The organism is Lentzea sp. JNUCC 0626 (genome assembly GCF_043632865.1).
Taxonomy (GTDB): Bacteria; Actinomycetota; Actinomycetes; order Mycobacteriales; family Pseudonocardiaceae; genus Lentzea.
On record NZ_CP171635.1, the window covers coordinates 1,073,481 to 1,098,203 of the forward strand.

Consider the following 24,723-nt stretch of genomic DNA (forward strand, 5'->3'; position numbering starts at 1 on the left):
GACGAGGATGAAACTCAGAAGAGCTCTTGCCGGCATCGTCAGCCTGGTGGCCGTCGTGTCGGTCTTCGCCGCGCCACAGGCGTCGGCCGCCCAGTGCGCCTACCAGCGGGTGGACCTGCCCATGCCCGCCGGCTTCCCCAACGGTGTGATCAACGGCAGCAGCACCGACAACAGCAGGATCGTTGCCGCGTACCACAACGGGACCGCGATGCGCGGTCTGCTCTGGGTGAACAGCACTCTGCGCGTGCTGCCCCCTGGTGCGTCGCCGAGCCACGCCGTCGTTCCGAAGGCGGTGAACAACACCAGTGTCGTGGTCGGCGTGCAGGAGGCGAGCGGCTCATCGCAGGCGTTCCGCTACGAGAACAGCACCTACACGTTCCTCCAGACCACGCCGAACGAGAACTCCAGCGCGCTGTTCGTGAACGACGCGGGCGACGTCGTCGGCGAGGTGTGGGCGAAGCCGGACGACGGCAGGCGCACTGTGGTGCTGTGGCCGCGCAACGGTGCGCGCAAGTCGTTCGGTGAGGGCGAGGTGGACGGCTTCAACGCCCAGCGCAAGATCCTGGTGTTCGACCGCGGGCAGGAGCAGTCGCTGATCATCGACGGCGACACCGGTGCGAGGACCGCGATCGGCGGGCGTGAGCCGCAGGTCCTCGACAACGACCGCGTGCTGAACCACGACTACGTCGAGGGCACCGGGGAACAGATCTCCGAGTGGGGCCTCGACGGCGTCAAGGTGGGATCGCACCTCGGTGGGTTCTGGGCGCACGGCAGGAACAACAGCGGCACCGTGCTCGGTGATTCGACGGGGCAGGTCCCGTCCCTGTGGCGCCCGTCCGGTCGCACCGAGGTCGTGGCCGACAAGGTGCCCTCGATGTTCTACTACTCGGACGTCACCGATGCGGCGACGCTCATCGGCACCCACTACAGCGGGGACAACTCGTTGGTCCCGGCTCGGTGGTTGTGGGTGTGCAGCTGATGACCAGGGTGGCGACGACACCGCGACGAGTGCTGGCCGGGCTGGTCGGCGTGCTGACCGTCGTGTCGCTCGTGACGGCACCGCAGGCCTCGGCCGCCGCCTGCGCGTACCACCGCGTCGACCTGCCGCTGCCGGCAGGCACCACCAGCGCGTGGACGAAAGGCAGCAGTCCCAACAACAGCCGGATCGTCGCCGGCTACCTCTGGGACGGGCACCAGCCCAACGGTCTGCTCTGGATCAACGGCAGCCTGCGGATCATGCCCGAGGCCGTGCGGCCGTTGCGCGAGGTCTACCCGGAGGCGGTCAACAACTCCGGCGTCGTGGTCGGCCGCCAGGAGAACCGCTACCCGAACTGGGTGCAGACCCACGCGTTCCGGTACGAGGGCTTCGGCTACTCGTTCCTGTACACCACGCTGGACGAGAACTCCGACGGGCTGTTCGTGAACGAGGCCGGGGACGTCCTCGGCACCGTGTGGGACAGGGACAACCCCGGTGACACCACTGTCGTGCTGTGGCCGCGCGCCGGTGGGCGCCTGTCCTTCGGCCCCGGCCGGCCGCTCGGGCTGAGCGGCCGCAAGATCGTGAAGCGGGACGAGACCGGGAAGGTGCTGATCGTCGACGCCGACAACGGTGCCTCGGTCGAGGTGCCGGACGCGGCCGGCGACCTGGTCGTCGACAACGAGCGGTTGCTGGGCGTCGAGCGCGGAGGTCAGCTCACCGAATGGAACCTCAACGGTGTCAAGGTGAACGCCCATCCCGGTGGTGAAAAGGCGTTCGGCAGGAACAACAGCGGCACCGTGTTCGGCACCGTCGCGCCTCAATCCGGCGGGGGCCTTGCGCTGTGGCGTCCCTCCGGACGCACCTCGGTGGTCGCCGACGAGCTGCCGCATCCCCAGTACTACGGCGATGTCAGCGACGCCGCCACGCTCTTCAGCAGCTGGCAGGACGAGACCGGGAACCCGTACCCCGCCCGGTGGTTGTGGATCTGCGGCTGATCACAGCGCGGCGCTGAGTTTGAGGAGCTGGGCGGTCGCCCCGCCCAGCTCGAACTCGGTGCGCTTGGCCGCGGTGAAGTAGCGGTGGACGTCGTGGCTCATGTCGATGCCGGTGCCGCCGTGGACGTGCACGGTCGTGTGCGCCACGCGGTGCCCGGCGTCGGCGGCCCAGAACTTCGCCGTCGCCACCTCGGCGTCGGCGTCGAGCCCTTCCGACAGGCGCCAGGCGGCCTGCCAGAGCGTCAGCCGGATCGCCGCCACGTCGATGTAGGCGTCGGCGAGTCTTTGGGCCACGGCCTGGAAGCTGCCGATCGGGCGTTCGAACTGCACGCGCGTCCGGGCGTACTCCGCCGTCAGTTCCAAAGCGCGTTCGGTGATGCCGAGCTGGAACGCGCACAGTCCGAGCGTGTAGCGGGTGATCAGCCAGTCGGGGTGCAGGCCGGGCACGACCTCGCCGTCCGTGCACGCGAACGTGCCTGCCTGCGAGCCGTCGACCAACTCCTGGGACGTGATCTCCAGGTCTTCGGCGGCCACGAGGAGGACCTGATCTCCTCGTGCGACGAGGAAAGCCGCCGCCTCCGCGGCGAACGGGACGGTGGTCAGCACGCCCTCGGCTTCCTGCAACGCCACGGACAGCACGGTTCCGGGCGTGAGCCAGCGGTCGCGTTGCTCGGGAGTGCCGAACTCGGCGAGTGCGCCGGCCGCGACCATCGTGGGCAGGTAGGGCGCGGGGGAGACCGCGCGGCCCAGTTCGACCAGCACGGAGCACTGTTCCAGGACGCCGAACTCGTCGGGCTGCTCCGGCACGACCCCGGACTTGACCAGGTCGAGCCACGGCGTGTCGGACGAGTCGAGGATCTTGCGGGTCAGCGCGGCCAGTTCGCGCTGGGCCTCGGTCAGGGTGAAGTCCACGGAAGTCTCCTCTACCGGGGCACGGCGGGCAGCCCGAGGCCCGCCCGCGCGATGATGTCCCGCTGGATCTCGTTGGTGCCGCCGCCGAACGTGAGGATCAGCGCCGAGCGGTGCATGCGTTCGACCCGGCCGTGCAGCAACGCTCCCGGTGAGCCGGCGCGCACGATCCCGTTGGCGCCCAGCACCTCCATCAGCAGCCGGTAGCCCTCGGTCGCGAACTCGGTGCCGAACACCTTGGTCGCCGACGCCTCCGCCGGGGACGGCGCCTCGTCGGTGCCGGAGGCGATCCGCCAGTTGACGAGCTTGAGGAACTCGGTCTTGGCGTGCACGCGGGCGAGGTGCAGGCGCACCCACTCGTGTTGCGCGGCACCGGTTTCGTCCGCCCATTGACGAACTTCGCGCAGCGCGGTCTGCAACGGCGCGGCCGAGCACAGGGCGACGCGTTCGTGGTTGAGCTGGTTGGTGATGAGCTTCCAGCCCTTGTGCTCCTCGCCGATGAGGTTGCCGACCGGCACGCGCACGTTGTCGTAGAAGGTCGCGCTGGTGGTGGGCCCGGACATGGTGGGCACGGGCGTCCAGGAGAAGCCGGGGTCGGTGGTCGGCACCATGATGATGCTCAGACCGCGGTGCCGCTGGGACTCCTGGTCGGTGCGGCAGGCGAGCCACACGTAGTCGGCGTACTGGATGAGGCTGGTCCACATCTTCTGGCCGTTGATCACGTACTCGTCGCCCTCGCGGACGGCCCGCGTGCGCAGCGCGGCGAGGTCGGTGCCCGCCTCCGGTTCGGAGTAGCCGATCGCGAAGTGCAGCTCGCCGGACGCGATTCTCGGCAGGTAGAAGGCCTTCTGCTCGGGCGTGCCGTAGGTCATGATCGTCGGCCCGATGGAGTTGAGCGTCAGGAACGGCACGGGCGCGCCGGCGGCGGACGCCTCGTCCAGGAAGATCAGCTGCTCGATCATCGGGCGGTCGCGGCCGCCGTACTCCTCCGGCCAGCCGATCGTCAGCCACCCGTCCAGCCCCATCTGCCGGACGGTGTCCTTGTAGACCTCGGCGTCGCCGTAGTCGCTGCCTCCGGCGAGCCCGGCCTTGCGTTCGGGCGTCATGAGCGCGGCGAAGTACGCCCGCAACTCCTGGCGCAACTGCTCCTGTTCGGGCGTGAAACCGATGCGCATGCCCGCTACTCTAGAACAAGTTCTACTTGATGTCAGGAGGCCGCGATGAAGGTCGGCGTCGACCCCTCGCTGTGCGAGGCGCACGGGGAGTGCATGACCATCCTGCCCGAGGTGTTCGATCTCGATGACGACGAGGTTTTGCAGATCCGGGATGGTGAGCTGGAGTCGGGGGAGGAAGGTCCGGCCCAGCGGGCGGTCGCGTCGTGCCCCAAGGGCGCGCTGCACCTCTCACGCTGATGGGCCTTGTCAAGAACAGGAACAGATTCTAGTGTCCGACGGGTCACTGAGGCCGTGAGCTCAGCGAGGAGTGATACCGGTGAAGGCTGCCGTGCTCAACCAGGTAGGCGACGACAAGCTCGAGCTCCGCGACGACGTGACCACCACACCCGTGGGGCCGCAGGAGATCCGCATCAAGATCAAGGCGTGCGGTGTCTGCCACAGCGATCTGTCCGCAATGGACGGAACGCTGCCCGCGCTGGCGCCCGGCGTCGTCGGTCACGAGGGCGCCGGTGAGATCGCCGAGGTCGGGAGCGCCGTCACGTCGCTCGCGGTCGGCGACCACGTGGCGATCACGTTCGTGCCGCCGTGCGGGAAGTGCGCCCAATGCGTGACGGGACAGGCACATCTCTGCCTCGTGCACACCATCTCCGCGTTCACCTCGCCCCGGTTCGTCGTCGGGGGCAACCCGGCGTTCGGGTACGCGGGGCTCGGCGCGTTCGCCGAGGAGATGGTGGTGCCCGCCGACGCGGCCGTGAAGATCGACGACGACGTGCCGTGGGACGTCGCCGCCCTGCTGTCGTGCGGAATCCTGACCGGGGTCGGCGCGGTGCTCAACACCGCCAAGGTCGAGCCGGGCTCCAGCGTCGCGGTGATCGGCTGCGGTGGTGTCGGGGTCGCGGTGCTCCAGGGTGCGCGGCTCGCGGCGGCGGCCAAGATCGTCGCGGTGGATCCCGTGCTGGAGAAGCACGAGGTGGCGCAGAGGTTCGGCGCGACGCACGCCACGACGCCGGACGGCATCGCGGACCTGAACAACCAGCTGAACATGGGGATGGGCTTCGACTACGTGTTCGACGTCGTCGGTCTGCCCGCGACGATCCGGCAGGCGTGGGACCTGACCCGGCGCGGTGGCCACACGGTCGTCGTCGGCGCCGGTCGCGCGGACGCGATGGTGTCGTTCAGCGCCCAGGAGTTGTTCCTGCACGACAAGACGTTGCACGGCTCGTTCTACGGCACGGCGAACTTCCGCCGCGACATCCCGCGCATGATCGCGCTGTGGCGGCAGGGGCGGCTCGACCTCGAAGGCATGATCAGCAAGCGGATCAAGCTCGAGGACGTGAACGAGGGCCTGCAGGCGTTGCGAGGCGGAGGATCGTTGATCCGCCAGGTGATTCTCTTCGACTAGGAGTCTGCTGTGGACCTCGCGGGGAAGGTCGCCGTGGTCACCGGCGCCGGTGCCGGGCTCGGCCGGGCCGAAGCGCTGGAACTCGCGCGCGCCGGTGCGTCGATCGTGCTCAACGACCTGCCGGGAGCGGCCGACGCCGCCGCGGCCGAGATCGAGCAGCTGGGCGGCAAGTGCGTCGTGGTCGAGGGCGACGTGGGCGAGCGGGCGACCGCCGACGCCCTCGTCACCGCCGCCATGGAGCAGTTCGGCGGGTTGCACGTCGTGGTGAACAACGCCGGCGTGCTGCGCGACCGGATGCTGTTCAACATGACCGACGACGAGTGGGACCTGGTCGTGCGGGTCCACCTGCGCGGCCACTTCCTGTTGTCGCGCAACGCCGTCGCGCTCTGGAAGCAGCAGTCGAAGGCGGCCGGCGCACCCGTGCACGGGCGGATCGTGAACACCGCGTCGGAGGCGTTCCTGCTCGGGTCGGAAGGGCAGGCCAACTACGCGGCGGCCAAGGCGGGCATCGCCGCTCTCACGGTCGCGACCGCTCGCGGCACCAGCCGTTACGGCGTGCGCGCCAACGCGATCTGCCCGCGCGCCCGCACCCAGATGACAGCGCACGTGTTCGGCGACGCGCCTGAGGGCGACGACTCGCTGGACCCGTCGCACGTGGCCAAGTTCGTCGCGCACCTGGCCGGGCCGTCCGGCGAGAAGATCAACGGCCAGGTCTTCGTCGTCCACGGCGGCATGGTCGCGCTGATGGCACCCCCGACCGTCGAGAAGAAGTTCGACGCGTTGGGCGATCTCGACGGCTACTTCGCCGATCGCGATCCACAGAGGACGTTCGCTTGCACGGAAACGATGGCCCTGTAGGAGGAGCTGTGTCGCTCACCGTCCAACCGCACCGCGAGACCCTGGGCCTCAAGGACGGCCGGCTCCTCATCGGAGGCGAGTTCCGCGAGGCGGACGAGACCTGGACCCACCACCACCCCGCCACCGGCGAGGAGATCGGCAGCTTCGCCGTCGCCTCCGCGCAGGACGTGGACGCGGCGGTGCTGGCGGCCCGCAAGGCGTTCGACGAGGGCACCTGGCCGCGGTCGCGTGCCTCCGAGCGCATCAAGATCCTGCGCCGCTACGGCGACCTGCTGCGCGAGCACGCCGACGAGCTGCGCGGGTTGCAGGCGCTGGACAACGGCGTGCCGCTGTCGTTCGGGCAGATCTACGCCACCTCGGTCGGCATCGCGGCCGACATCTTCGACCACCACGCGGGCTGGATCGACAAGGTCGGCGGCCAGACCCTGCCGCCGTACCAGGGCGGCGACCACCTCGCGATGACGTTCCGCGAACCCGTCGGCGTCGTCGCGGCGATCCTGCCGTGGAACGCGCCTTTCGTGTTGTTCGCGCAGAAACTCGCGCCCGCGCTGGCCGCCGGCTGCACGGTCGTGGTGAAGCCGTCGGAGTACGCGTCGTTCTGCGTGATTCGCATGGTGGAGCTGCTGATCGAGGCCGGCCTGCCGGAAGGCGTCGTCAACCTGGTGACCGGCCCCGGTGCTCCGACCGGCGAAGCCCTGATCACCCACCCCGGCGTGGACAAGATCAGCTTCACCGGCAGCCGCGCCGTCGGGCGCCGGATCGTCGAGGCTTCCGCCGGGACGATGAAGCGGGTGTCGCTGGAACTGGGCGGGAAGTCGCCCGCCGTCGTGTTCGCGGACGCCCCGAACGTCGGCCTCGCCGCCATGACGTGCATGGGCATGGTCACGATGGGCCTGTCCGGCCAGGCGTGCGTCGCGCACACCCGCGCGTTGGTGCAGCGCGAAGTCCAGGACGAGTTCATCTCGATGGCCCAGATGCTCGCGGGCGCGGTGACGTTCGGCGACCCGTTCGATCCGTCCGTACTCGCCAGCCCGTTGATCAACTCCCGCCAGCTCGACCGCGTCCTCGGCTACATCGCCCAGGGCCAGGAGGCAGGTGCCCGCCTCGTCACGGGCGGAGCGCGTCTGGACGGCGACTACGCCTCGGGCAACTTCGTGGCGCCGACCATCTTCGCCGACGCCACCAACGACATGGCCATCGCCCGCGACGAGATCTTCGGCCCGGTGCTCACCGTCGTCCCGTTCGACACTGAAGAAGAAGCGATCCGCATCGCCAACGACACCGAGTACGGCCTGGGCGCGGGCGTCTACACCAACGACGTGCGCCGCGCGTTCCGCGTCTCGAAGTCGCTGCGGGTGGGCATGGTCGGCATCAACGGCTTCCAACTCGAGCCGCACATCCCGTTCGGAGGCTACAAGCAGTCGGGCCTCGGCCGCGAGGGCGGCCAGAGCGCCTACGAGGCCTACACCGAGCTGAAGACCGTGATGATGCCGCTGACCGACGAGATGATGTAGATGCGCCTGTCCGGAAAGGTCGCCCTGATCACCGGCGCCGCCCGTGGTCAGGGCGCGGCCGCGGCCCGCCGCTTCGTCGCCGAGGGCGCGTCGGTGATGATCACCGACGTGCTGGACGACCTGGGCAAGGAACTGGCTTCTTCGCTTGGCGCCGAGTACTGCCACCTCGACGTGTCGTCGGAGTCTTCTTGGGCTGAGGCGATGTCGTACGCCGAGTCGACGTTCGGTCCGGTGTCGGTGCTGGTCAACAACGCCGGCATCCTGCACTTCTCGGCGTTGGCCGACACCACGCTGGCCGACTACCAGCGGGTGATCGGCATCAACCAGGTCGGGACCTTCCTCGGCATGCGGTCCGTGGTGGAGTCGATGAAGTCGGCCGGTGGTGGGTCGATCGTGAACGTGTCGTCGGTCGAAGGGCTGGGCGGCATGCCTTATCTGACGGCGTACACGGCGTCCAAGTTCGCTATCCGCGGCATGACCAAGGTGGCCGCGATGGAGTTGGGGCAGTTCGGGATCCGGGTGAACTCCGTGCATCCCGGGGCGATCGACACTCCGATGGTGAGCGAGGCGTTGGGGCGGCCGATCGACGTGTCGCCGATCGGGAAGAAGCTGGCTTTGCGGCGGATCGGGCAGCCGGAGGACGTGGCCAACGTCGTGTTGTTCCTGGCCAGTGATGACAGTGCTTACTGCACCGGTGGGGAGTTCGTGGTGGATGGAGGGGCTACCGCGACGCACGCGCTGAACGGGTGATGTTGGAGCCGACTTCGGTCTTCGGGCTGGGGTCGGCGCGTAGAACTGTTCGGTGGCAGACGACCCGAGCAGACCCACCTTCACACCGACCTGGCCGCTGTGCGCGACGGACGGCTGTACGGGCAGGCGGATCGAGACGTTCTCTGCCTGCCTCGAACACCTCCGGAACAGCGAACTGGACATCTTCCTCGAGCGGATCGGCCGTGGCGGGGACTTGGACCTGCGCGGGACCGTCCTCGGTCCGAAGAACCTCGACCGGCTGTTGGCAGCGCTGAACAGCGGACGTGGCACCCGGTTCGGCAAGGCCGACTTCTCGTACTGCACTTTTCATCGGTACTGGGACAAAGCCGGGCAAGGCCCCCGAGTGGAGGGGGTGATCCCGTTCAACCGAGCCGTGTTCGACGGCGCCGCCAGGTTCGTGGCTGCAACGTTCGAGGGCGGCGTGACCTTCTGGGGCACGAGCTTCCTGTCCGGGACGTCTTTCGAAGGAGCGGTTTTCCGAGGCCGCACCAGTTTCTCCGGGGTGGAAGTCAGCGGTGACGCGCTGTTCTCCGGAGCCCGGTTCGAAGGAGAGACCGACTTCGGTCTGTCGAAGGTGGAGTCCGTACGCCTGGGAGCCGCCTTCTTCGCGAAGCGAGCCTACGTAGTTGTGAAGGGCGAGTCGGTCACGGCCGACGAGGCGCGGTTCGAGGGCGGCGTCGAGTTTTATGTCCACGACGCCAGCGTGCGTCTGGAGCGCACTTACTTCGGCGGGCCGTCCTCCGTCAACGGCGCAGAGTCGAAGGCAAGGGTGTTGTCGGTGCGGGGGACTGATCTGTCCGACCTGACGTTCGCAAATGTCGATCTGAGCCAGTGCCTGTTCGCGGGCGCGCACCAGGTGGACAAGGTGCGGCTCGAAGGCTGGACACCATTCGCAGAGCCACCGAATGGCTGGCGCATCGGCTGGGCCTGGCCACCGGTGTGGCGCTGGGGTCGCCGTCAGGTGCTGGCCGAGGAGTTTCCGTGGCGTGCCAGGCACACCAAGCGCGCGGGTTGGACATCCCCGACTCTCGCCATGGGATTGCAGAGGGACAACACGGGGGCGGAACGGCTCGCGGTGATGTACCGGTCGTTGCGGAAGGCCCTGGAAGACGGGAAGAACGAGGCCGGGGCCGGCGACTTCTACTACGGCGAGATGGAGGCGCGGCGGCATTCGCGCAGTACCAAGGGCGGTGAGCGTGCGGTGCTGTGGGCCTATTGGCTGCTGTCGGGGTACGGGCAACGCGCCAGCAGGGCGTTCGGGGCGTTGATCGTGCTGGTCGGGTTGCTCACGTTGTTGCTGACGTCGTACGGGTTGCCGGACGGGACGGCGTTGCAGCAGATGACCGGGACGATCCCGCCTGCTGTGGCGGGTGTGCCGCAGCAGGTCGTGCTGGAGGTGAAGCCGGGGCCGGTCTCGTTGCCTGCGGATCGGTGGACGGCGGACCGGGCGAGCAAAGCCGTGCGGATCGCCCTCGGATCAGTCGTGTTTCGCGAGGCCGACCAGCGGTTGACGCCTGCGGGGGTGTGGACGGTGATGGCCGGGCGGGCGTTCGGGCCGTTGTTGCTCGCGCTCGCGGTGCTGGCGATCAGGGCTCGGGTCAAGCGGTAGGTCCTTGCGCGTTTCGTCGCGGGCTGGCTACGGTAAGAAAACTGAACCGGTAAGAAAAGTGAACTGGGAGGCCCTGTGGCCGACGTCCGGACCCTCGCCGACCTGGCCCGTGAGGTCGCGCCCAAGACCGAGGCCGGGCGGGCGCTCGCGCCGGAACTCCTCGCAGCCATCAAGGAGTCCGGGCTGTTCAGAGCTGGTGTGCCGGCGGCGTTGGGTGGGGTGGAGTTGCCTCCCGCCGAGACGCTCGCCGCTGCTTTGGAGATCGCGCGCGGGGATGCGTCGGCGGGGTGGTGCGTGTCGATCGCGGCCACGTCCGGGCTGCTCGGGGCCTACCTGTCGGACGACGGTGGGTGGGAGGTCTTCGGGGATCCGCGGTCGGTCGCGGCCGGGGTGTGGGCGCCCAAGGGGCGGGGTGTTTCGGCCGATGGTGGGGTTGTGGTGTCGGGGCAGTGGTCGTTCTGCTCCGGGATCGGGCACGCCGACTGGTTGTTCGCGGGGTTCGTGCACGAGAAGGCGTTGAAGGTGGCGGCGCTGCCCAAGGCCGAGTTGGAGGTGCTCGACACCTGGCACACCACCGGGTTGCGGGGGACCGGGAGTCACGACTGCGTGGCGGGCGAGGTGTTCGTGCCCGAGCGGCGTGTTCTGTCCGTTTTGGACGGTCCGTTGGGTGGTGGTGCGCTGTACCGGTTCCCGGTGTTCGGGTTCTTCGCCTTGTCGGTTGCGGCAGCGGCGCTGGGCAACGGGTTCGGTGCGGTGGACGACTTCGTTGAGTTGGCCGGGCAGCGCAGTCCGCTCGGGTCCAGTCGCACGCTGGCTGAACGTGGGTCGACGCAGGCCGCGGTGGCGTCGGCTTCGGCGGCTTTGAAGGCCGCGCGGGCGTACTTCTTCGAGGCCATCGGGCAGGCGTGGGAGGAGGCGCAACGGGGTGAGGTGCCGGTCTCGTCGAAGGCTGAACTGAGGTTGGCGGCCACGCACGCGGCTCGGACGGCGCGTGTTGTCGTGTCGGAGTTGTACGACCTCGGTGGTGGCGGGACGATCTACGACGGGGCGGCGTTGCAGCGCAGGTTCCGGGACGCGCACACGGCTTCCGCGCACTTCCAGGTCAACGCGGCCTCGTTCGAACTGCCCGGCAAGGTGCTGCTGGGCGTACAGGCGCAGACGGAGCAGCTGTGAGTTCGGTGGGCGTGGTCACCCCGTTCTGGTTGGACCGGCCGCCGACCGAGGCACTCGACATCGCCGTGGCGGCCGACGACGCGGGCTTCGACACGTTGTGGATCGGCGAAATGGCCACCTTCGACGCCTTCGCCCTGGCCACGGCCGTCGGACTGCGGACCTCGCACATCTCGCTGAAGATCGGGCCGCTCGCGGTGGGGGTGCGCAGTCCGGTGGCGCTCGCGCTGGGACTGTCCACAGTGGTCGCCACCACCGGTCGGCGAGCCGCGCTGGCGCTCGGGGCGTCGAGTCCGCGAATCGTCACCGGGTGGCACGGCAGGGAGTGGGAACCCGTGCGGCGCATGAAGGAGACGGTGCGGGACACCCGTGCGCTGCTCGACGGCAGCCGCGTGGCGGGGTTCCGGCTCCAGCGACCGGTGCCGGGCACGCCGATCTCGGTGGCGGCGTTCGGACCCGCGATGACGAAGGTGGCGGCGGCAGTGAGCGACGAGGTGGTGCTCAACCTGGTCAGCGCCGACCACGTGGCGCAGGTCCGCGCCCGCCTCGCTGCCCTGCAAGGGGAAACGGGCCCACCACTTCCCTTGGCCGTCTGGATCCCGGCCGCCCTCGACCCCGGTCCCGACACCCTCCGCCAACTCCGCTCCCAACTCGCCGTCTACCTCGCTCCGCCCGGCTACGGCGAGATGTTCACCGCGCTGGGCCACGGCGACCTCGTCGACCAGGCCCGATCGGGCAAACCCCGCCCCGAACTCGCCGACGCCATCCCCCGAGAGCTGATGACCCAGGTGGGCGCGATCGGCTCGGCCCGGGAAATCGCCGAGCGCGTCGCCGAGTACCACGACAAAGGCGCGGACCACGTCGGACTGGTCCCGGCCACCGCCGAGGACCCGGCCGGGCGCAGACTGCTGACCACGCTCGCCCCACTGCTCGCGAAGGAACGCCGATGACCGACCCAGCCGGCCTGGACCGCAGGTTCCGAGGCGAGTCCGTCGGGCGTGCGCTCGACCTGGTGGGGGAGAAGTGGACGTTGCTGATCCTGCGCGAGGCCTTCTTCGGGGTGAAGCGGTACGGGCAGTTCGTGCGCAACCTCGGCATCCCGCGGCCCACGTTGTCGGCGCGGCTCAAGACGTTGGTCGAGGCCGGGCTGGTGCAGCGGGTGCCGTACACCGAGGACCGGGAGGAGTACCGGCTCACCCCGGCGGGGCTGGAGTTGTTCCCCGCCATCGTGATCCTCATGAAGTGGGGGGACGCGCACGTGCCCGATCCGGACGGGCCGCCGATCGTGCTGGAGCACAACCCGTGCGGCAAGACGGTCGACGCGTTCCTGGCCTGCCGGTGTTGTGGTGGAGAGATCACGGCGCACGACGTGACGGCGCGCGAGGGCTGACTTACGTTGGGGGCATGCTGAACCCGTTGAGCACGCCGACGCTGGAACGGTTGCGGCGCCGCACGAGCGTGAAGTGGCGCCGGTACCCCGAGGACGTCCTGCCGCTGTGGGTCGCGGAGATGGACGTCGACCCGGCCGAGCCGATCAAGGAAGCCCTCCGGCAGGCCCTGGACCTCGGTGACACCGGCTATCCGGCGGGCACCGAGTACCAGGAGGCGCTCGCGAGGTTCGCGAAGCAGCGCTGGGACTGGGACTTACCCGTGGACCGCACGGCGTTGGTGTCCGACGTGATGCTCGGCGTCGTCGAGTTGCTCAAGCTCGTGTCGGGACCCGGTGACCCGGTGATCGTCAGCCCGCCGGTCTACCCGCCGTTCTACCTGTTCACCAGGAGCCTCGGCCGGGCGGTGATCGAGGCGCCGCTGCGCGACCACCGCCTCGACCTCGACGCTCTCGAACGGACGTTCCGGCACGTCAAGGCCGATCAACCGGTCTACCTGCTGTGCAACCCGCAGAACCCGACGGGCACCGTCCACACCAGGGACGAACTGACGGAGTTGGCCCGGCTCGCGGAGCGGTACGGCGTCCGGGTCATCGCCGACGAGATCCACGCACCGCTCGCGCCCGGCTTCACGCCGTACCTGAGCGTCGACCCGAACGGCCTGGCGCTCATGTCCGCGTCGAAGGGCTGGAACCTCGCCGCCATGCGGTGCGCCGTCGCCATCGCCAACACCGACGAGCTCGAAAGCCTGCCGGAGGAGGTCAGCCACGGTCCCAGCCACTTCGGCACGATCGCGCACACGGCCGCCCTCGCCCACGGCGGCGAGTGGCTGGACGGACTTCTCGCCGGACTCGACGACAACCGGAAGCTCCTCAAGGCGTTGCTGGACGAGCACCTGCCCGAGATCGGCTACGAGCCGAGCGAGTCGACGTTCCTCGCCTGGCTCGACTGCCGTGCCATCAGCGACGATCCCGCCGCCTACTTCGTCGAGAACGCCAAGGTCGCGCTGATGTCGGGCACCGAGTTCGGCAGCGGCGGCGAGGGCCATGTGCGGTTCAACATCGGCACCTCGCCCGAGATCATCACCGAGGCCGTCCGCAGGATGGCCGCCGCCAGGCGCTGACAGTGGGCTGCCAGCGCCCTGCCAGCCGTGGGGCGCACAGTTCCTCCGAGGGACCACAGGGAGGAACGATGGCACTCGCGATCAGGGCTGAAGGCCTGGTCAAGCACTACGGGGAGACGAAGGCGCTGGACGGCGTCGACCTCGAGGTGCCGGAGGGGAAGGTCGTGGGCGTGCTCGGGCCGAACGGCGCGGGCAAGACCACGGCGGTGCGGGTGCTGGCGACGTTGCTGCGCCCGGACGCGGGGCACGCGACCGTGCACGGGCACGACGTCGTGAAGGACCCGCGGGCGGTCCGGTCGCTCATCGGGCTGACCGGGCAGTACGCGTCGGTGGACGAGGACCTGTCCGGCACGGAGAACCTCGTGCTGCTCGCCAGGCTGCTGGACCATTCGCGCGCGGGGGCGAGGGCGAAGGCCGCAGAGCTGTTGGAGCAGTTCGAACTCACCGATGCCGCGCACCGAGCCGCCAAGACGTACTCGGGCGGCATGCGCCGGAGGCTCGACCTCGCGGCCAGCCTCGTCGGCAACCCGTCCGTGCTGTACCTGGACGAGCCGACCACGGGACTGGACCCGCACGCGCGCAACGAGGTGTGGGCCGTGGTGCGCAAGCTCGTCGCCAACGGCGTGACGGTGCTGCTCACCACGCAGTACCTGGAGGAGGCCGACCAGCTCGCCGACTCGATCACCGTGTTCGACCACGGCCGCGTCGTGGCCGAGGGCAGGCCGGACGAGCTGAAGCGGCGCGTCGGCGGGCAGACGTTGCAGGTGCGGCCCACGTCGATGCGCGACCTCGACGCGGTCTACCGCATCCTCGGCGACCTCACCAACGTCACGCCGACGCGCGACGACGACACGGGACTGCTGACGGCGCCGGTGAACGACCCGGTGCTGCTGTCCACTTTGGTCAGGAAGCTCGACGAGGCCGGCATCACCGCGGACGAACTGGCGCTGCGGCTGCCCTCGCTCGACGAGGTCTTCCTGGCGCTCACCGGCAAGCAGAACGAGGGGAGCCTGGTATGAGCACCATCGCGTTGGATCGGGGGATGCGCCACGGCTTCTCGTTGGCCTGGCGGGGAATCCTCAAGATCCGCAAGAACCCGGAACAGCTGATGGACGTCACGCTGGCGCCGATCATCTTCCTGGTGATGTTCACGTACCTGTTCGGCGGCGCGCTCGCCGGCAACACGGACGCCTACCTCCAGATGCTCGTGCCGGGCATCATGGTGATGAACATCCTGCAGGCCAGCATGACCGCGGGCGTGCAGATGAACACGGACGTCTCGAAGGGCGTGTTCGACAGGTTCCGCTCGATGCCGATCGCGCGGTCGGCGCCGTTGGTCGGGGCGGTGCTCGCGGACATCGTGCGGTACGTCGTGTGCATCGTCGTGCTGCTGGTGGTCGCCACGATCATGGGCTTCCGGGTGCAGACGGGGCCCGCCGAACTGCTCATCGCCTCCGGGCTGACGATCGCGTTCGGACTGTGCTTCTGCTGGGCGTCTGTGTTCGTCGGCATGCTGCTCAAGACGCCGCAGGCCGTGCAGGGCCTGATGTTCGTGCTGATCATGCCGTTGACGTTCGGCAGCAACGTCTTCGTCTCCACCTCGACGATGCCGGGCTGGCTCAGCGCCTGGGCGGACGTCAGCCCGGTCAGCCTGCTGTCGGACGCGTTGCGCGGCCTGCTGAACGGCGGGGCGATCGCGGGGCCGCTCACCGGATCGCTGGTCTGGATGGTCGGTGTGGTCGCGGTGTTCTTCCCGCTCGCGATGTGGGCGTACCGCAAGCGCGTGTGACAGGACGACACGAGGCGGGTCTCAGCCGGTGCTGAGGCCCGCTTCGGCACGCACCTGGCGCATCGCCTCGGCCTTGCTGATCGTCAACGGCTCGGGCGTACCCAGTTCGGCGACCATCCGCCGGACGTCCGGGTCGCCCAGGTCGAGCCGGCCGCGGATCAGCTGGGCCAGGCCGAGCAACCGCACCGCCGCGTCCGTGCGGCCCTGCGCGAGTCGCACGCGGGCCAGGAGTTCGGTCACGCCCGAGAGATCCGGCATGTCCCCGCGGTCCGACGTCGTGCCGACCGCGATCATCGCGCACGCCAGCGCCTCGTCCGGGTTGCCCTCGGCGAGTGCGATCCGCGCGTCCAGGATCGCGGACCACTCCGTCACGAACGGCCCGAGGAACGCCGCGACCGAGGCCGCGTCCTTGAACCGCGTGCTGAGCAAGCGCGCTTCCTCGATGTGGCCCGACCGCAGCATGACCTCGGCCTTCGCGTAGCCGATCATCAGGTTCAGCTGGTCGTATCCGGCGTCGCGGACGAACTTCTCGGCCTGCTCGACCTCGCGCACCGCCGCCTCGGTGTCGCCGAGCCGGGCGTACTCGACCGCGAGCCGCCACCGTTGCTGCACGGCGTCCTCGACGGACCCCAGCTCCCGCGCGACCTCGAGTCCCTGCTGGTACAGGGCGATCGCGGCGAGGTTGTCGCCGGTGTGCGAGATGAACGCGGCCTTCATGCCGAGCGTCATCGCGGAACCCCACCGGTCGCCGACCGCCACGAACTGGTCGTACGCGCGGTCGCGGGCCTGTTCGGCCCCGGCCAGGTCGCCGTCCTCGCTGAGGATGAAGCTCATCGCCCAGTCCGCGCCCGCGCGGGCCCACGCGTCCTCGCTCGCCGCCGCGCGGTGCACCTCCCGGCGCGCGAGTTCCTTGTTCTGGCTCAGGAACGCGAGCATCGGCAGCGCGATCGCGAGGGACGGGTACTTCTGGGTGGCGCCGGTGTTCACGCAGTCCTCGATGACCTGCGAGGCCTCGATCGGCTCCGGCAGGCCCGGGATCGCGGTCATGATCAGCCGCATCGCCCGGAACGTCGCGACTACGTCCGGCGGCAGGTCGTCGGCCAGCGCGAGCACCTCGCCCACGGCCCGTTCCGACCGCTCGTTGTCGCCCTTGATGAGCCAGTACCAGAACACGCCGCCGAGGAGGTCGGCCGCGAGACCCGCCTCCCGGTCGTCGATCGCCCCGCGCAACGCGGCCACGACGTTGTCCTGCTCCGCCTGGTAGACCTTGATCGCCTCGATCTGCCGCGCGGTGCGGACGAACGGCTCCCAGCGCGCGGTCAGGTCCCGGTAGTAGCGCCGGAACCGGCCGACGAACTCCTGCTTCTCCCCGGACGCCGCGAGCTGCTCCGCCGCGTACACCCGGATCGTCTCCAGCATCCGGTACCGGGCCTCGCCGTCGAGTTCGACGACGTCCACGATGGACTTCTCGACCAGCGACGTCAGCACGTACAGGGCGTCCTCGCCGCAGACCGCCTCGATGGCCGCGAGGTCCGCGCCCGCCGGGAACACCGCGAGCCTGCGGGCGAGCACGAGTTCGTCCTCGGTGAGCAGGTCCCAGCTCCACTCGACGACCGCGCGTAACGTCCGCTGGCGCGGCAACGCGGTGCGGCTGCCCGAGGTGAGCAACCGGAACCGGTCGTCCAGGCGTTGCGTGATCTGCCGGATCGTCATGGACCGCAACCGCGCGGCCGCGAGCTCCAGCGCGAGCGGCATGCCGTCGAGCCTGCGGCACACCAGCTTCACGTCCTCCACAGTGGACTCGTCCAGCCGGAAGCCCGGTTTGACCGCGTTCGCCCGGTCCACGAACAGCCGCACCGCGCCGAAGTCCGCCACGTCCGCCTGGCCGTTCGGCACGGCCAGCGGCCCGATCGGGCACAGCGACTCGCCGTCGATCGCCAGCGGTTCGCGGCTGGTCGCGATGATCCTGAGGTTCGGCACCCGGCGCAGCAGCAGGGTCGTGAACTCCGCGGCCGCCGAGATCAGGTGCTCGCAGTTGTCCAGCACCAGCACCGACTCGCCCGCGCCGAGCACCTCGGCGATGCGGTCCATGCCCTCGTTGGGCCGTCGCATCGGGTCGCTGCTCGTCATGCGCAGCTCGAACGCCTTGAGCACCACGCCGGGCAGGTCCTCGGCGGCGTGGATGCCGGCGAGCGCCGCGAACCACACACGTCCCTTGCCGTGCAACGGATGCCGGGCCGCGACCTCGGTGGCGAGCCGCGTCTTGCCCGCGCCGCCGGGCCCGACCAGCGTCACCAGCCGCGCCTGCCCCAGCAGTCCGGTGATCTCCCGCAGTTCCTCGTCCCGTCCGACGAAACTGGTGAGCCGCACCGGAAGCCGGTCGACCACCGGCCGCGGCCCGAGTTCCCCGCGCAACGCCGCGAGGTGCACGTCCTGCAACTCCTGCGACGGATCGACACCCAGCTCGTCGGCGAGCCGCCCGCGCACCTCGGCGTAGACGTGCAGCGCGTCGGACTGCCTGCCCTGCGCGCACAACGCCCGCATCAGCAGGGCGGCCAGCCGTTCGCGCAGCGGGTGCTTCTCGTGCAACGCCGTCAGCGCCGCCACGTCCAGCTCGCCGCGATCCTCCTCGGCCGCCAGCCGTGCTTCTTCGAGCCGGGCGGCGACGGGCCCGGCGAACGGCGCCTCCCGCACGTCGGCGAGCGCCTCTCCCCGCCACAGAGCCAACGCCTCGTCGACCTGACCGGCGGCGCGCAGCCGGTCGAACCGGAACACGTCGACGTCCTCGGCGCTCACCCCCAGCCGGTAGCCGCCGGGTTCGAGCGCGACCGGGCAGACCTTGCGCAGCCGCGACACGAGCGACTGCAGGGCGTTCGCGCCGTCGGCGGGAGGCTGCTCGCCCCACAGGTCGTCGATCAGCGTCGTCGCCGGCACCGGACGGCCGGGGTCGAGCGCGAGCCGGGCCACGAGCATGCGGACGCGGGCGCCACCGATGTCGACCGGTGTGCCGTCCTCCGTCTCGACCGTCGTCGGGCCCAGCAATGCCACGCGCACGGTTCCAGCTTCCCAGATCACGTTCGGCGATCAGGCGAGAACACCCAGTGCGCGGGTGAGCGCGTCCGTGATCACCCGCTCGAACGCCTCGTCGGAGCTGCCGCGCGGGACCCGTTCGGTCAGCATGATCGAGTAGAGGTAGGCCTGGTAGGCGGCCAGCCGCACCCGCGCCGAGTCGGTGAACTCGAAGCCGTAGGCCGGCAGGAAGTCGGGGTCGTCCTCGATCGTGCCGAACAAGGCGAGCGACACGAACTCCGCGACCGGATCGCCCCAGAACGCCCGTTCACCGTCGACCAGTCCGGAAAGTCCGGTGTCGGCGAGGATGTTGCCGTCCCACAGGTCGAAGTGCACCAGCGCGGGCATGTCGACCTCGTCGAACGCCTTGGTGTGGCGGGTCAGGTCGGCGGTCGGCAGCCGCACGCCGAAGCGTTCGGCGTCGGCCAGCACCGCGCCGTACATGCCCAGGAACGCCTCGGTCCACGTGCCGTGCAGGCCGAGTTGCGGGTAGCCGAAGCCGGGACCGGTGATCTCGTGCATCGCCCGGACCGCGTCACCGAGCTGGCGGCGGATCAGCGGTCGGTCGACGTCCCGGCCGAACACCGGCTCGCCGGGCAGGAACGTGGCCAGCAGGTAGGTGGCGTCGTCGGTGTGGACGACCTCCGGGACGGGCGCGACCTTCGACGCGAGCCGGCAGAACGTCGCCTCGGTGCTGACCAGCCGCTGTTCGTAGGTGAGGCCCTGCTGGTGTTCGGGCGCGATCTTCAGCACGAACTCGCCTTCGGCCGCCGAGACCCGGTACACCGAGTTGTAGGTGCCCCCGCCCAACGGTGTCGTCGTCGCGGCGGAGAGCCCGGCGGAATCGAGGATGCGCGGCAAGGTCACCTCCGCCAATGTAGTGACCATGGGGACGTTCCGGGGGACCGCCGAACTCGCGTGGCGCTGGGTGCTGAACGAGATCCAGGAGGACGACGACGGGATCTGGATCCCCGAGCACCCCGGCGGGGATCTGCTGCCGCAGTGGCGGGCGGGCATGTACGCCGGGGTGGGCGGGCTCGCGCACGTGCTGGCGGAGATCCGGCTCGTCCGGGCGTGGACGGCGCAGGAAGAGGAGTTGGCTGAGGCGATCGCGGCTCGGGCGCGGTCGAACCGCTCCGGCGATCCCAGCTTCTTCAGCGGGCTGGTCAGCTCGATCAGCGTGCTCACCGCGCTGGACGCCGCCGGTGCCGACGCGGCCGTCGCGCGGTTGCTCGACCTGGCCACGCCGGACGGCTGGGCGAACGAGAGGTTCGGTCCGCCGAAGCACCACGAGGGTGCTCGCGTGCACGACCTCGGGGTGGGCACGGCCGGGGTGTTGCTGGGCGCGGTGTGGGCTCACCGGCACGGGGTGGCGGGGTCACGGGAACTCGCGGGACTCGCGGCCGACGTGCTGATGGCGGAACGGGAGGAGGTGCCGGGCGGGTTGAACTGGCGGATGGTGCCGGTCCGGTTCTGCCTGGAACAGCGGGAGTTCCCCGGCTTCTCGCACGGCCTGGCGGGCGTCGCGACGGCGCTCGCGCTGGCCGGGGCCGAGTTCGGGCGCGCTGATCTCGTCGCCGCCGCAGCCGCGGGCGCCGAGCACCTGGTGGCGTTGGGTGACAGCTCCGACGGCGGGTTCCGCGTGCCGGTGTGCTTTCCACGGCTGGAGGAGTTCGACGAGTTCTTCTACGGCTGGTGCCACGGGCCGACCGGGACCTCGTTGCTGTGGCCCGCTCTGCGGCACGCCGGAGTGTCCGAAGTGGCCGGTGTGGACGTGGGGGAGTGGCGTCGCCGGTGCCTGCACAGCGTCGTGGTGTCCGGCCTGCCCGAACGGAGGTACCCGGGGTTCTGGGACAACGACGGCCGGTGCTGCGGCACGGCGGGAGTGGGGGACGTGCTGCTCGATTCCGGTCAGCACACGGACTTCGCGTTGCGGCTGGCCGACGTCGTGGTGGACCACGCCGTGCGCGACGGAGCGGGCGTGTGCTGGCGGTTCCTGGAACACCGCAACGACGACCCGGTGCTGCCGCCCGGAATCGGCTGGATGCAGGGGGCGGCGGGGATCGCCGGGTTCCTGTTCCACGCCGACCGGGTGGCTGACGGTGATGCGCGGTCCGTGCCGCGCATCGACACCTGGTGGGCCTAGTGGTGTGGCTCGGAACGAGCCACACCACTAGCTGGGCTGCCAGCCGAGTTCCGGGCCGAGCTTCGTCGCGATGTCGGTGAGGATCTGCACGTAGTCCTCGTGCTCGAAGCTGAACGGCAGCGCGAACGCCACCTCGTCGACCTCCTGGAACGCGGCGTGCGCGTACAGCCGTTCGGCGATCTCCGCGGACGTGCCGACGATGTCGCCCTCGAACATGAAGTCGCGCGGTCCGAACGTCTTGCCGATCCGGTCACTGCGGGAGGCGACGTACGCCTCGTACTTCGCGCGCTGCTCGGGCGTGGCCGAGTCGGTCGGGATCACCACGAGCCCCTGGGAGACGCGGCCGCCGCCGTGCTCGCGGAACGTCTGGATGAGCGTGCGCTGGGTCTCGGCGAAGTCCAGCGACCCCTCGGACTGGATCACGTTGCTGGCCAGCAGGTTCAGCCCGTTCTCGCCGGCCCAGCGCGCCGACCGCAGGCTGCCGCCGCCGTACCAGATCCGGTCGCGCAGCCCGGCCGCATGCGGTTGCACGCGGTCCGACCACACCTCGATGCCCTCGACGCCGCTGAAGTCCGTGACCTTCTCGCCGCCGACGAAGTCCAGCAGCCGCTTCACCCGGTCGTAGCTGAAGTTCTCGACGTCGGCGGTCTCCGGGTACAGCACGTGCTTGACGTCGTCCCAGTGCATCGGCGGCCCGACGCTCACGCCGGGGTTGAGCCGCCCGCCGGACAGCACGTCGACCGTCGCGAGGTCCTCGGCGAGCCGCAGCGGGTTCTCCCAGCCGAGCGGGATGACCGCGGTGCCGAGCTGGATCCGGCTCGTTCGCTGGGACGCGGCCGCGAGCACCGCCACCGGCGACGAGATGCCGAACTGCAGGTGCCGGTGCCGCACCCACGCGCTGTCGAACCCGAGCTCCTCGCCGAGCACGATGACGTCGAGCGTGGACCGGTGACCAGCACCCGGATCCTGCTCGTCGAACAGCCCGATGGTGAGAAAACCGAGCTTTCGCAACGGCTCTGACTTCCGCGGCACGGAACCCTCCTTCAGCGTCTCCTCCCCAGCTTAGGTGACATCTCAACTAAGTCCGGATGCTGAGACGAAGGTGACCGCGAAGCTGCACTTCTGGGCGTGCAGCCGGTACTGGGGCAGCACGCCCGGTCCGCACGACGCCGTGCCCAGTCCGTGCTGCGCCAGGTCGAGGTTGAGGAACACCTGGTCGCGCGGCTTGAGCTCATCGATGTGTTTCGCCTGGTCGAGGTCCTCGCTGGTCCACCGGCGGGCGGTGAAGTCGAACGTCGGCTCGCCCTCGATCCGCAGCCCGCCGATCGTGAGCCAGCGGGCGTCGGCGCGGTTGCCGTTCTCCTGCGGGAACACGTACGGGGTCTGCAGGGCGTCCACGGTCGACGAGAACCGGCCGACGCGTGCGGCCTGTCGGCTGTCGGCGTACGCCTCGCCGGGTCCCTCGCCGAACCACTCGACGACGTCCGCGCTGGGCAGCGCCAGGCGCAGGCCGAGGCGGGGGAGCGGGCACGGCCACTCGCCGTCCGGGGTGACGTCGACCTGGAGCCGCAGCCGGTCGCCGGACGCGGTCCAGTGGTAGTCGGCGAGCAGGCCGAAACCCCAGGCCGGTGGGGCGACGCGGGTGCGGACGGTAAGGCCGGACTCGTGGGTGTCGACGTCGATCACGCGGTGCTGGAGGCGGTGCAGGCCCGCGTCGCGCCACGCCTTCTCGTCGGGCTGGTCGCCGCCGCGGTCGTTGTCGGTGGGGGCGCGCCAGAGGTCGAGGCGCGGGCCGTCCAGGGAGAGGTCGCCGAACCTGGTCAGGAGGCCGCTGACCTGGTCGAACTCGACCAGATCGGACAGGGCCGCCGAGCCGGCGAACGGGGTGGGCACGGCCTCGGAGATCGGGAGTTGGCCCCAGGCGACGACGTGCCCCGCCTCGGCCCACGAGGTGGACGTGGCCAGGGAAGCGCGGACGGTGAGCCACGCTTCGCCTGTGGTGGCGGGCAGGTCGGGAAGCGGGACGTCCTCGCTCCTGATCGCGCCGAGCGTGCCCGAGGCGACCTCGACGCCCTCTTCCTCCAGCACCCAGTCGAACCGCAGGTGCTCCAACCCCACGTGGTCGTAGAAGTTCTCGACCCGGATCCCGCTCTCACCGGCCGTGATCCGCACCGGCTCGAAGACCTTGGCGAACTCGACCAGCCCCGGCGACGGCGTCCGGTCCGGGAACACCAGACCGTCGATCACGAAGTTGCCGTCGTGCAACGGTTCCCCGAAGTCGCCGCCGTACGCGAAGTGCCCGTCCCGCTCGATCCCGTGGTCGATCCACTCCCAGATGAACCCGCCCTGCACCGTCGGGTACCGCTCGAACAGCTCGCGGTACTCCAGCATCCCGCCTGGACCGTTGCCCATGGCGTGCGCGAACTCGCACAGCACGAACGGCAACCCGTGGGCCCGCGTGCGGCCGATCTCGTCGACCTCGGCGTGGGAGGCGTACATGCGGCTGTAGACGTCGACGTACTCGCAGTCGTGGTCGCCCTCGTAGTGCACGGGGCGGGACGGGTCGCGGTCGCGGGTCCAGGCCGCCATCGCCGCGAGGTTCGCGCCGGTGTGGGACTCGTTGCCGAGCGACCACAACACGATCGACGGGTGGTTCTTGTCCCGTTCGACCGTCCGGCGCATCCGGTCCACATAGGACTCGGTCCACTGCGGGGAGTCGCTCGGGTTGCCGGACCAGCCGAGTTCGCCGAAGCCGTGCGTCTCCAGGTCGCATTCGTCGATCACCCACAGGCCGTACTCGTCGCACAACTCCAGGAAGTACGGATCTGGCGGGTAGTGGCTGGTGCGCACGGCGTTCACGTTGTGCCGCTTCATCAGCAGCACGTCCTGCAGCGCGGTCTCCCGCGGCACGGCGCGGCCGTGACGGGGGTGGTGCTCGTGCCGGTTCACGCCGCGGAACACGACACGAGCACCGTTCACCGTGAGCACGCCGTCGGTGATCGCGACCGTGCGGAAACCGATCCGCACCGGCACGCGTTCCACGTCGGTGTGCACGATGCCGTGGTAGAGCCGAGGGCGCTCGGCACTCCACGGTTCGACGGGCAGCGAAAACGACTGCCCTGGAAGCAGATCACGCACGTCGAGTTCGGGAACGGACAGCATCCCGCCCTCGACGGACAAGGTGCCGGAACCCGAGACGTGGTCGTAGGAGGCGTGGATCTCGTAGTCCGCGACGCCGCCGCGCGGGCGGGACAGCAGCGTCACCGAGCGGAAGATCCCGGACAGCCACCACATGTCCTGGTCTTCCAGGTAGCTGCCCGCCGACCACTGGTGCACGCGCACCACCAGCACGTTCCCCTTGGCGCGCAGCAGGTGTCCCACCTCGAACTCGGTGGGCAGCCTGCTGCCGCGCGTCACGCCCAGTTCGACGCCGTTGAGCCACAACAGTCCGCACGAGTCGACGCCGTCGAACCGCAGCACCGCCGGTTCGGAGGGCCAGCCTTCGGGCAGGTCGAACGTCAGCCGGTGGTCACCCGTCGGGTTTTCCGTTGGCACATATGGTGGATCGATGGGGAACGGGTAGCGCACGTTGGTGTACGCGGGCGACCCGTGCCCCTGCAACTGCCAGTGGCCGGGCACGGTGATCGTGTCCCAGCCGCTGTCGTCGAAGTCGTCGGCCTCGGCACCCAACGGCGCTTCAGCGTGCGGTGACAGCCGGAAGCGCCACTCCCCGTCCAGCGACAGCGAGGCCGCGTCGGAGGTGAAGAAGGAGCGCGGAGGCACCGAGCCGAAACCGGGACCCATGTCTTCGAGGTACGACAGCAAG

21 protein-coding genes are annotated in these 24,723 nt (G+C 69.9%); 15 read left to right on the top strand and 6 right to left on the bottom strand.

Annotated features, from left to right (window positions below):
• Positions 1-7: 7 nt before the first annotated feature.
• On the top strand, positions 8-979 hold the full coding sequence (locus tag JNUCC0626_RS04910) for a hypothetical protein (RefSeq protein ID WP_394618445.1): 972 nt from the start codon (positions 8-10) through the stop codon (positions 977-979).
• Positions 979-1,974, top strand: coding sequence for a hypothetical protein (locus tag JNUCC0626_RS04915; RefSeq protein WP_394618446.1), 996 nt, complete (start codon positions 979-981; stop codon positions 1,972-1,974). Before JNUCC0626_RS04910 ends, JNUCC0626_RS04915 begins: the two co-directional genes overlap by 1 nt.
• Here JNUCC0626_RS04915 and JNUCC0626_RS04920 read toward each other — a convergent pair whose 3' ends face one another.
• Both JNUCC0626_RS04920 and JNUCC0626_RS04925 read right to left on the bottom strand, forming a co-directional pair.
• Positions 1,975-2,886, bottom strand: a complete 912-nt coding sequence (locus tag JNUCC0626_RS04920) for an acyl-CoA dehydrogenase family protein (RefSeq protein WP_394618447.1) — start codon at positions 2,884-2,886, stop codon at positions 1,975-1,977. It lies immediately after the preceding gene.
• Between the two features lie 11 nt (positions 2,887-2,897).
• The gene (locus JNUCC0626_RS04925; protein WP_394618448.1) at positions 2,898-4,058 is read right to left on the bottom strand and encodes an acyl-CoA dehydrogenase family protein; all 1,161 of its coding nucleotides are present in this window, start codon (positions 4,056-4,058) and stop codon (positions 2,898-2,900) included.
• A gap of 45 nt (positions 4,059-4,103) precedes the next feature.
• Between JNUCC0626_RS04925 and JNUCC0626_RS04930 the strand changes: the two genes are divergently transcribed.
• The 12 genes from JNUCC0626_RS04930 (at position 4,104) to JNUCC0626_RS04985 (ending at position 15,682) form a co-directional block, all read left to right on the top strand.
• Complete coding sequence (locus JNUCC0626_RS04930; RefSeq protein ID WP_394618449.1) at positions 4,104-4,295, top strand: ferredoxin; 192 nt, start codon at positions 4,104-4,106, stop codon at positions 4,293-4,295.
• A 79-nt stretch (positions 4,296-4,374) separates the two neighbouring features.
• Entirely contained in the window at positions 4,375-5,460 is a 1,086-nt protein-coding gene (locus JNUCC0626_RS04935) for a Zn-dependent alcohol dehydrogenase (protein WP_394618450.1), read from the top strand.
• Between the two features lie 9 nt (positions 5,461-5,469).
• Positions 5,470-6,318: an SDR family NAD(P)-dependent oxidoreductase gene (locus tag JNUCC0626_RS04940; protein WP_394618451.1), complete on the top strand. Its 849-nt coding sequence runs from the start codon at positions 5,470-5,472 to the stop codon at positions 6,316-6,318.
• A gap of 8 nt (positions 6,319-6,326) precedes the next feature.
• Entirely contained in the window at positions 6,327-7,832 is a 1,506-nt protein-coding gene (locus tag JNUCC0626_RS04945; protein WP_394618452.1) for an aldehyde dehydrogenase family protein, read from the top strand.
• Complete coding sequence (locus JNUCC0626_RS04950; RefSeq protein ID WP_394618453.1) at positions 7,833-8,582, top strand: glucose 1-dehydrogenase; 750 nt, start codon at positions 7,833-7,835, stop codon at positions 8,580-8,582.
• 52 nt (positions 8,583-8,634) lie between these two features.
• Positions 8,635-10,212, top strand: coding sequence for a pentapeptide repeat-containing protein (locus tag JNUCC0626_RS04955; protein ID WP_394618454.1), 1,578 nt, complete (start codon positions 8,635-8,637; stop codon positions 10,210-10,212).
• A 75-nt stretch (positions 10,213-10,287) separates the two neighbouring features.
• Complete coding sequence (locus JNUCC0626_RS04960; protein WP_394618455.1) at positions 10,288-11,385, top strand: acyl-CoA dehydrogenase family protein; 1,098 nt, start codon at positions 10,288-10,290, stop codon at positions 11,383-11,385.
• A complete protein-coding gene (locus JNUCC0626_RS04965; protein ID WP_394618456.1) occupies positions 11,382-12,332 on the top strand; it encodes an LLM class F420-dependent oxidoreductase in 951 nt (316 codons plus the stop codon). Before JNUCC0626_RS04960 ends, JNUCC0626_RS04965 begins: the two co-directional genes overlap by 4 nt.
• On the top strand, positions 12,329-12,772 hold the full coding sequence (locus JNUCC0626_RS04970) for a winged helix-turn-helix transcriptional regulator (protein WP_394618457.1): 444 nt from the start codon (positions 12,329-12,331) through the stop codon (positions 12,770-12,772). Before JNUCC0626_RS04965 ends, JNUCC0626_RS04970 begins: the two co-directional genes overlap by 4 nt.
• 14 nt (positions 12,773-12,786) lie before the next feature.
• Positions 12,787-13,893, top strand: coding sequence for a MalY/PatB family protein (locus tag JNUCC0626_RS04975; RefSeq protein WP_394618458.1), 1,107 nt, complete (start codon positions 12,787-12,789; stop codon positions 13,891-13,893).
• A gap of 68 nt (positions 13,894-13,961) precedes the next feature.
• A complete protein-coding gene (locus JNUCC0626_RS04980; protein ID WP_394618459.1) occupies positions 13,962-14,912 on the top strand; it encodes an ATP-binding cassette domain-containing protein in 951 nt (316 codons plus the stop codon).
• Entirely contained in the window at positions 14,909-15,682 is a 774-nt protein-coding gene (locus JNUCC0626_RS04985; RefSeq protein WP_394618460.1) for an ABC transporter permease, read from the top strand. Before JNUCC0626_RS04980 ends, JNUCC0626_RS04985 begins: the two co-directional genes overlap by 4 nt.
• A 21-nt stretch (positions 15,683-15,703) precedes the next feature.
• Here the strand turns inward: JNUCC0626_RS04985 and JNUCC0626_RS04990 are convergent, their stop codons facing one another.
• Entirely contained in the window at positions 15,704-18,736 is a 3,033-nt protein-coding gene (locus tag JNUCC0626_RS04990) for a BTAD domain-containing putative transcriptional regulator (protein WP_394618461.1), read from the bottom strand.
• Positions 18,737-18,766: 30 nt separating this feature from the next.
• Complete coding sequence (locus JNUCC0626_RS04995) at positions 18,767-19,618, bottom strand: aminoglycoside phosphotransferase family protein (RefSeq protein ID WP_394618462.1); 852 nt, start codon at positions 19,616-19,618, stop codon at positions 18,767-18,769.
• A gap of 19 nt (positions 19,619-19,637) precedes the next feature.
• On the opposite strand from JNUCC0626_RS04995, the gene JNUCC0626_RS05000 reads away from it, so the two are divergent.
• On the top strand, positions 19,638-20,897 hold the full coding sequence (locus JNUCC0626_RS05000) for a lanthionine synthetase LanC family protein (protein WP_394618463.1): 1,260 nt from the start codon (positions 19,638-19,640) through the stop codon (positions 20,895-20,897).
• Positions 20,898-20,924: 27 nt separating this feature from the next.
• Here the strand turns inward: JNUCC0626_RS05000 and JNUCC0626_RS05005 are convergent, their stop codons facing one another.
• Complete coding sequence (locus JNUCC0626_RS05005) at positions 20,925-21,929, bottom strand: LLM class flavin-dependent oxidoreductase (RefSeq protein WP_394618464.1); 1,005 nt, start codon at positions 21,927-21,929, stop codon at positions 20,925-20,927.
• A 42-nt stretch (positions 21,930-21,971) separates the two neighbouring features.
• Positions 21,972-24,722 carry a glycoside hydrolase family 2 TIM barrel-domain containing protein gene (locus JNUCC0626_RS05010; RefSeq protein ID WP_394618465.1) on the bottom strand — a complete coding sequence of 917 codons (2,751 nt, stop codon included), beginning with the start codon at positions 24,720-24,722 and terminating at the stop codon, positions 21,972-21,974.
• Position 24,723: the final 1 nt, after the last annotated feature.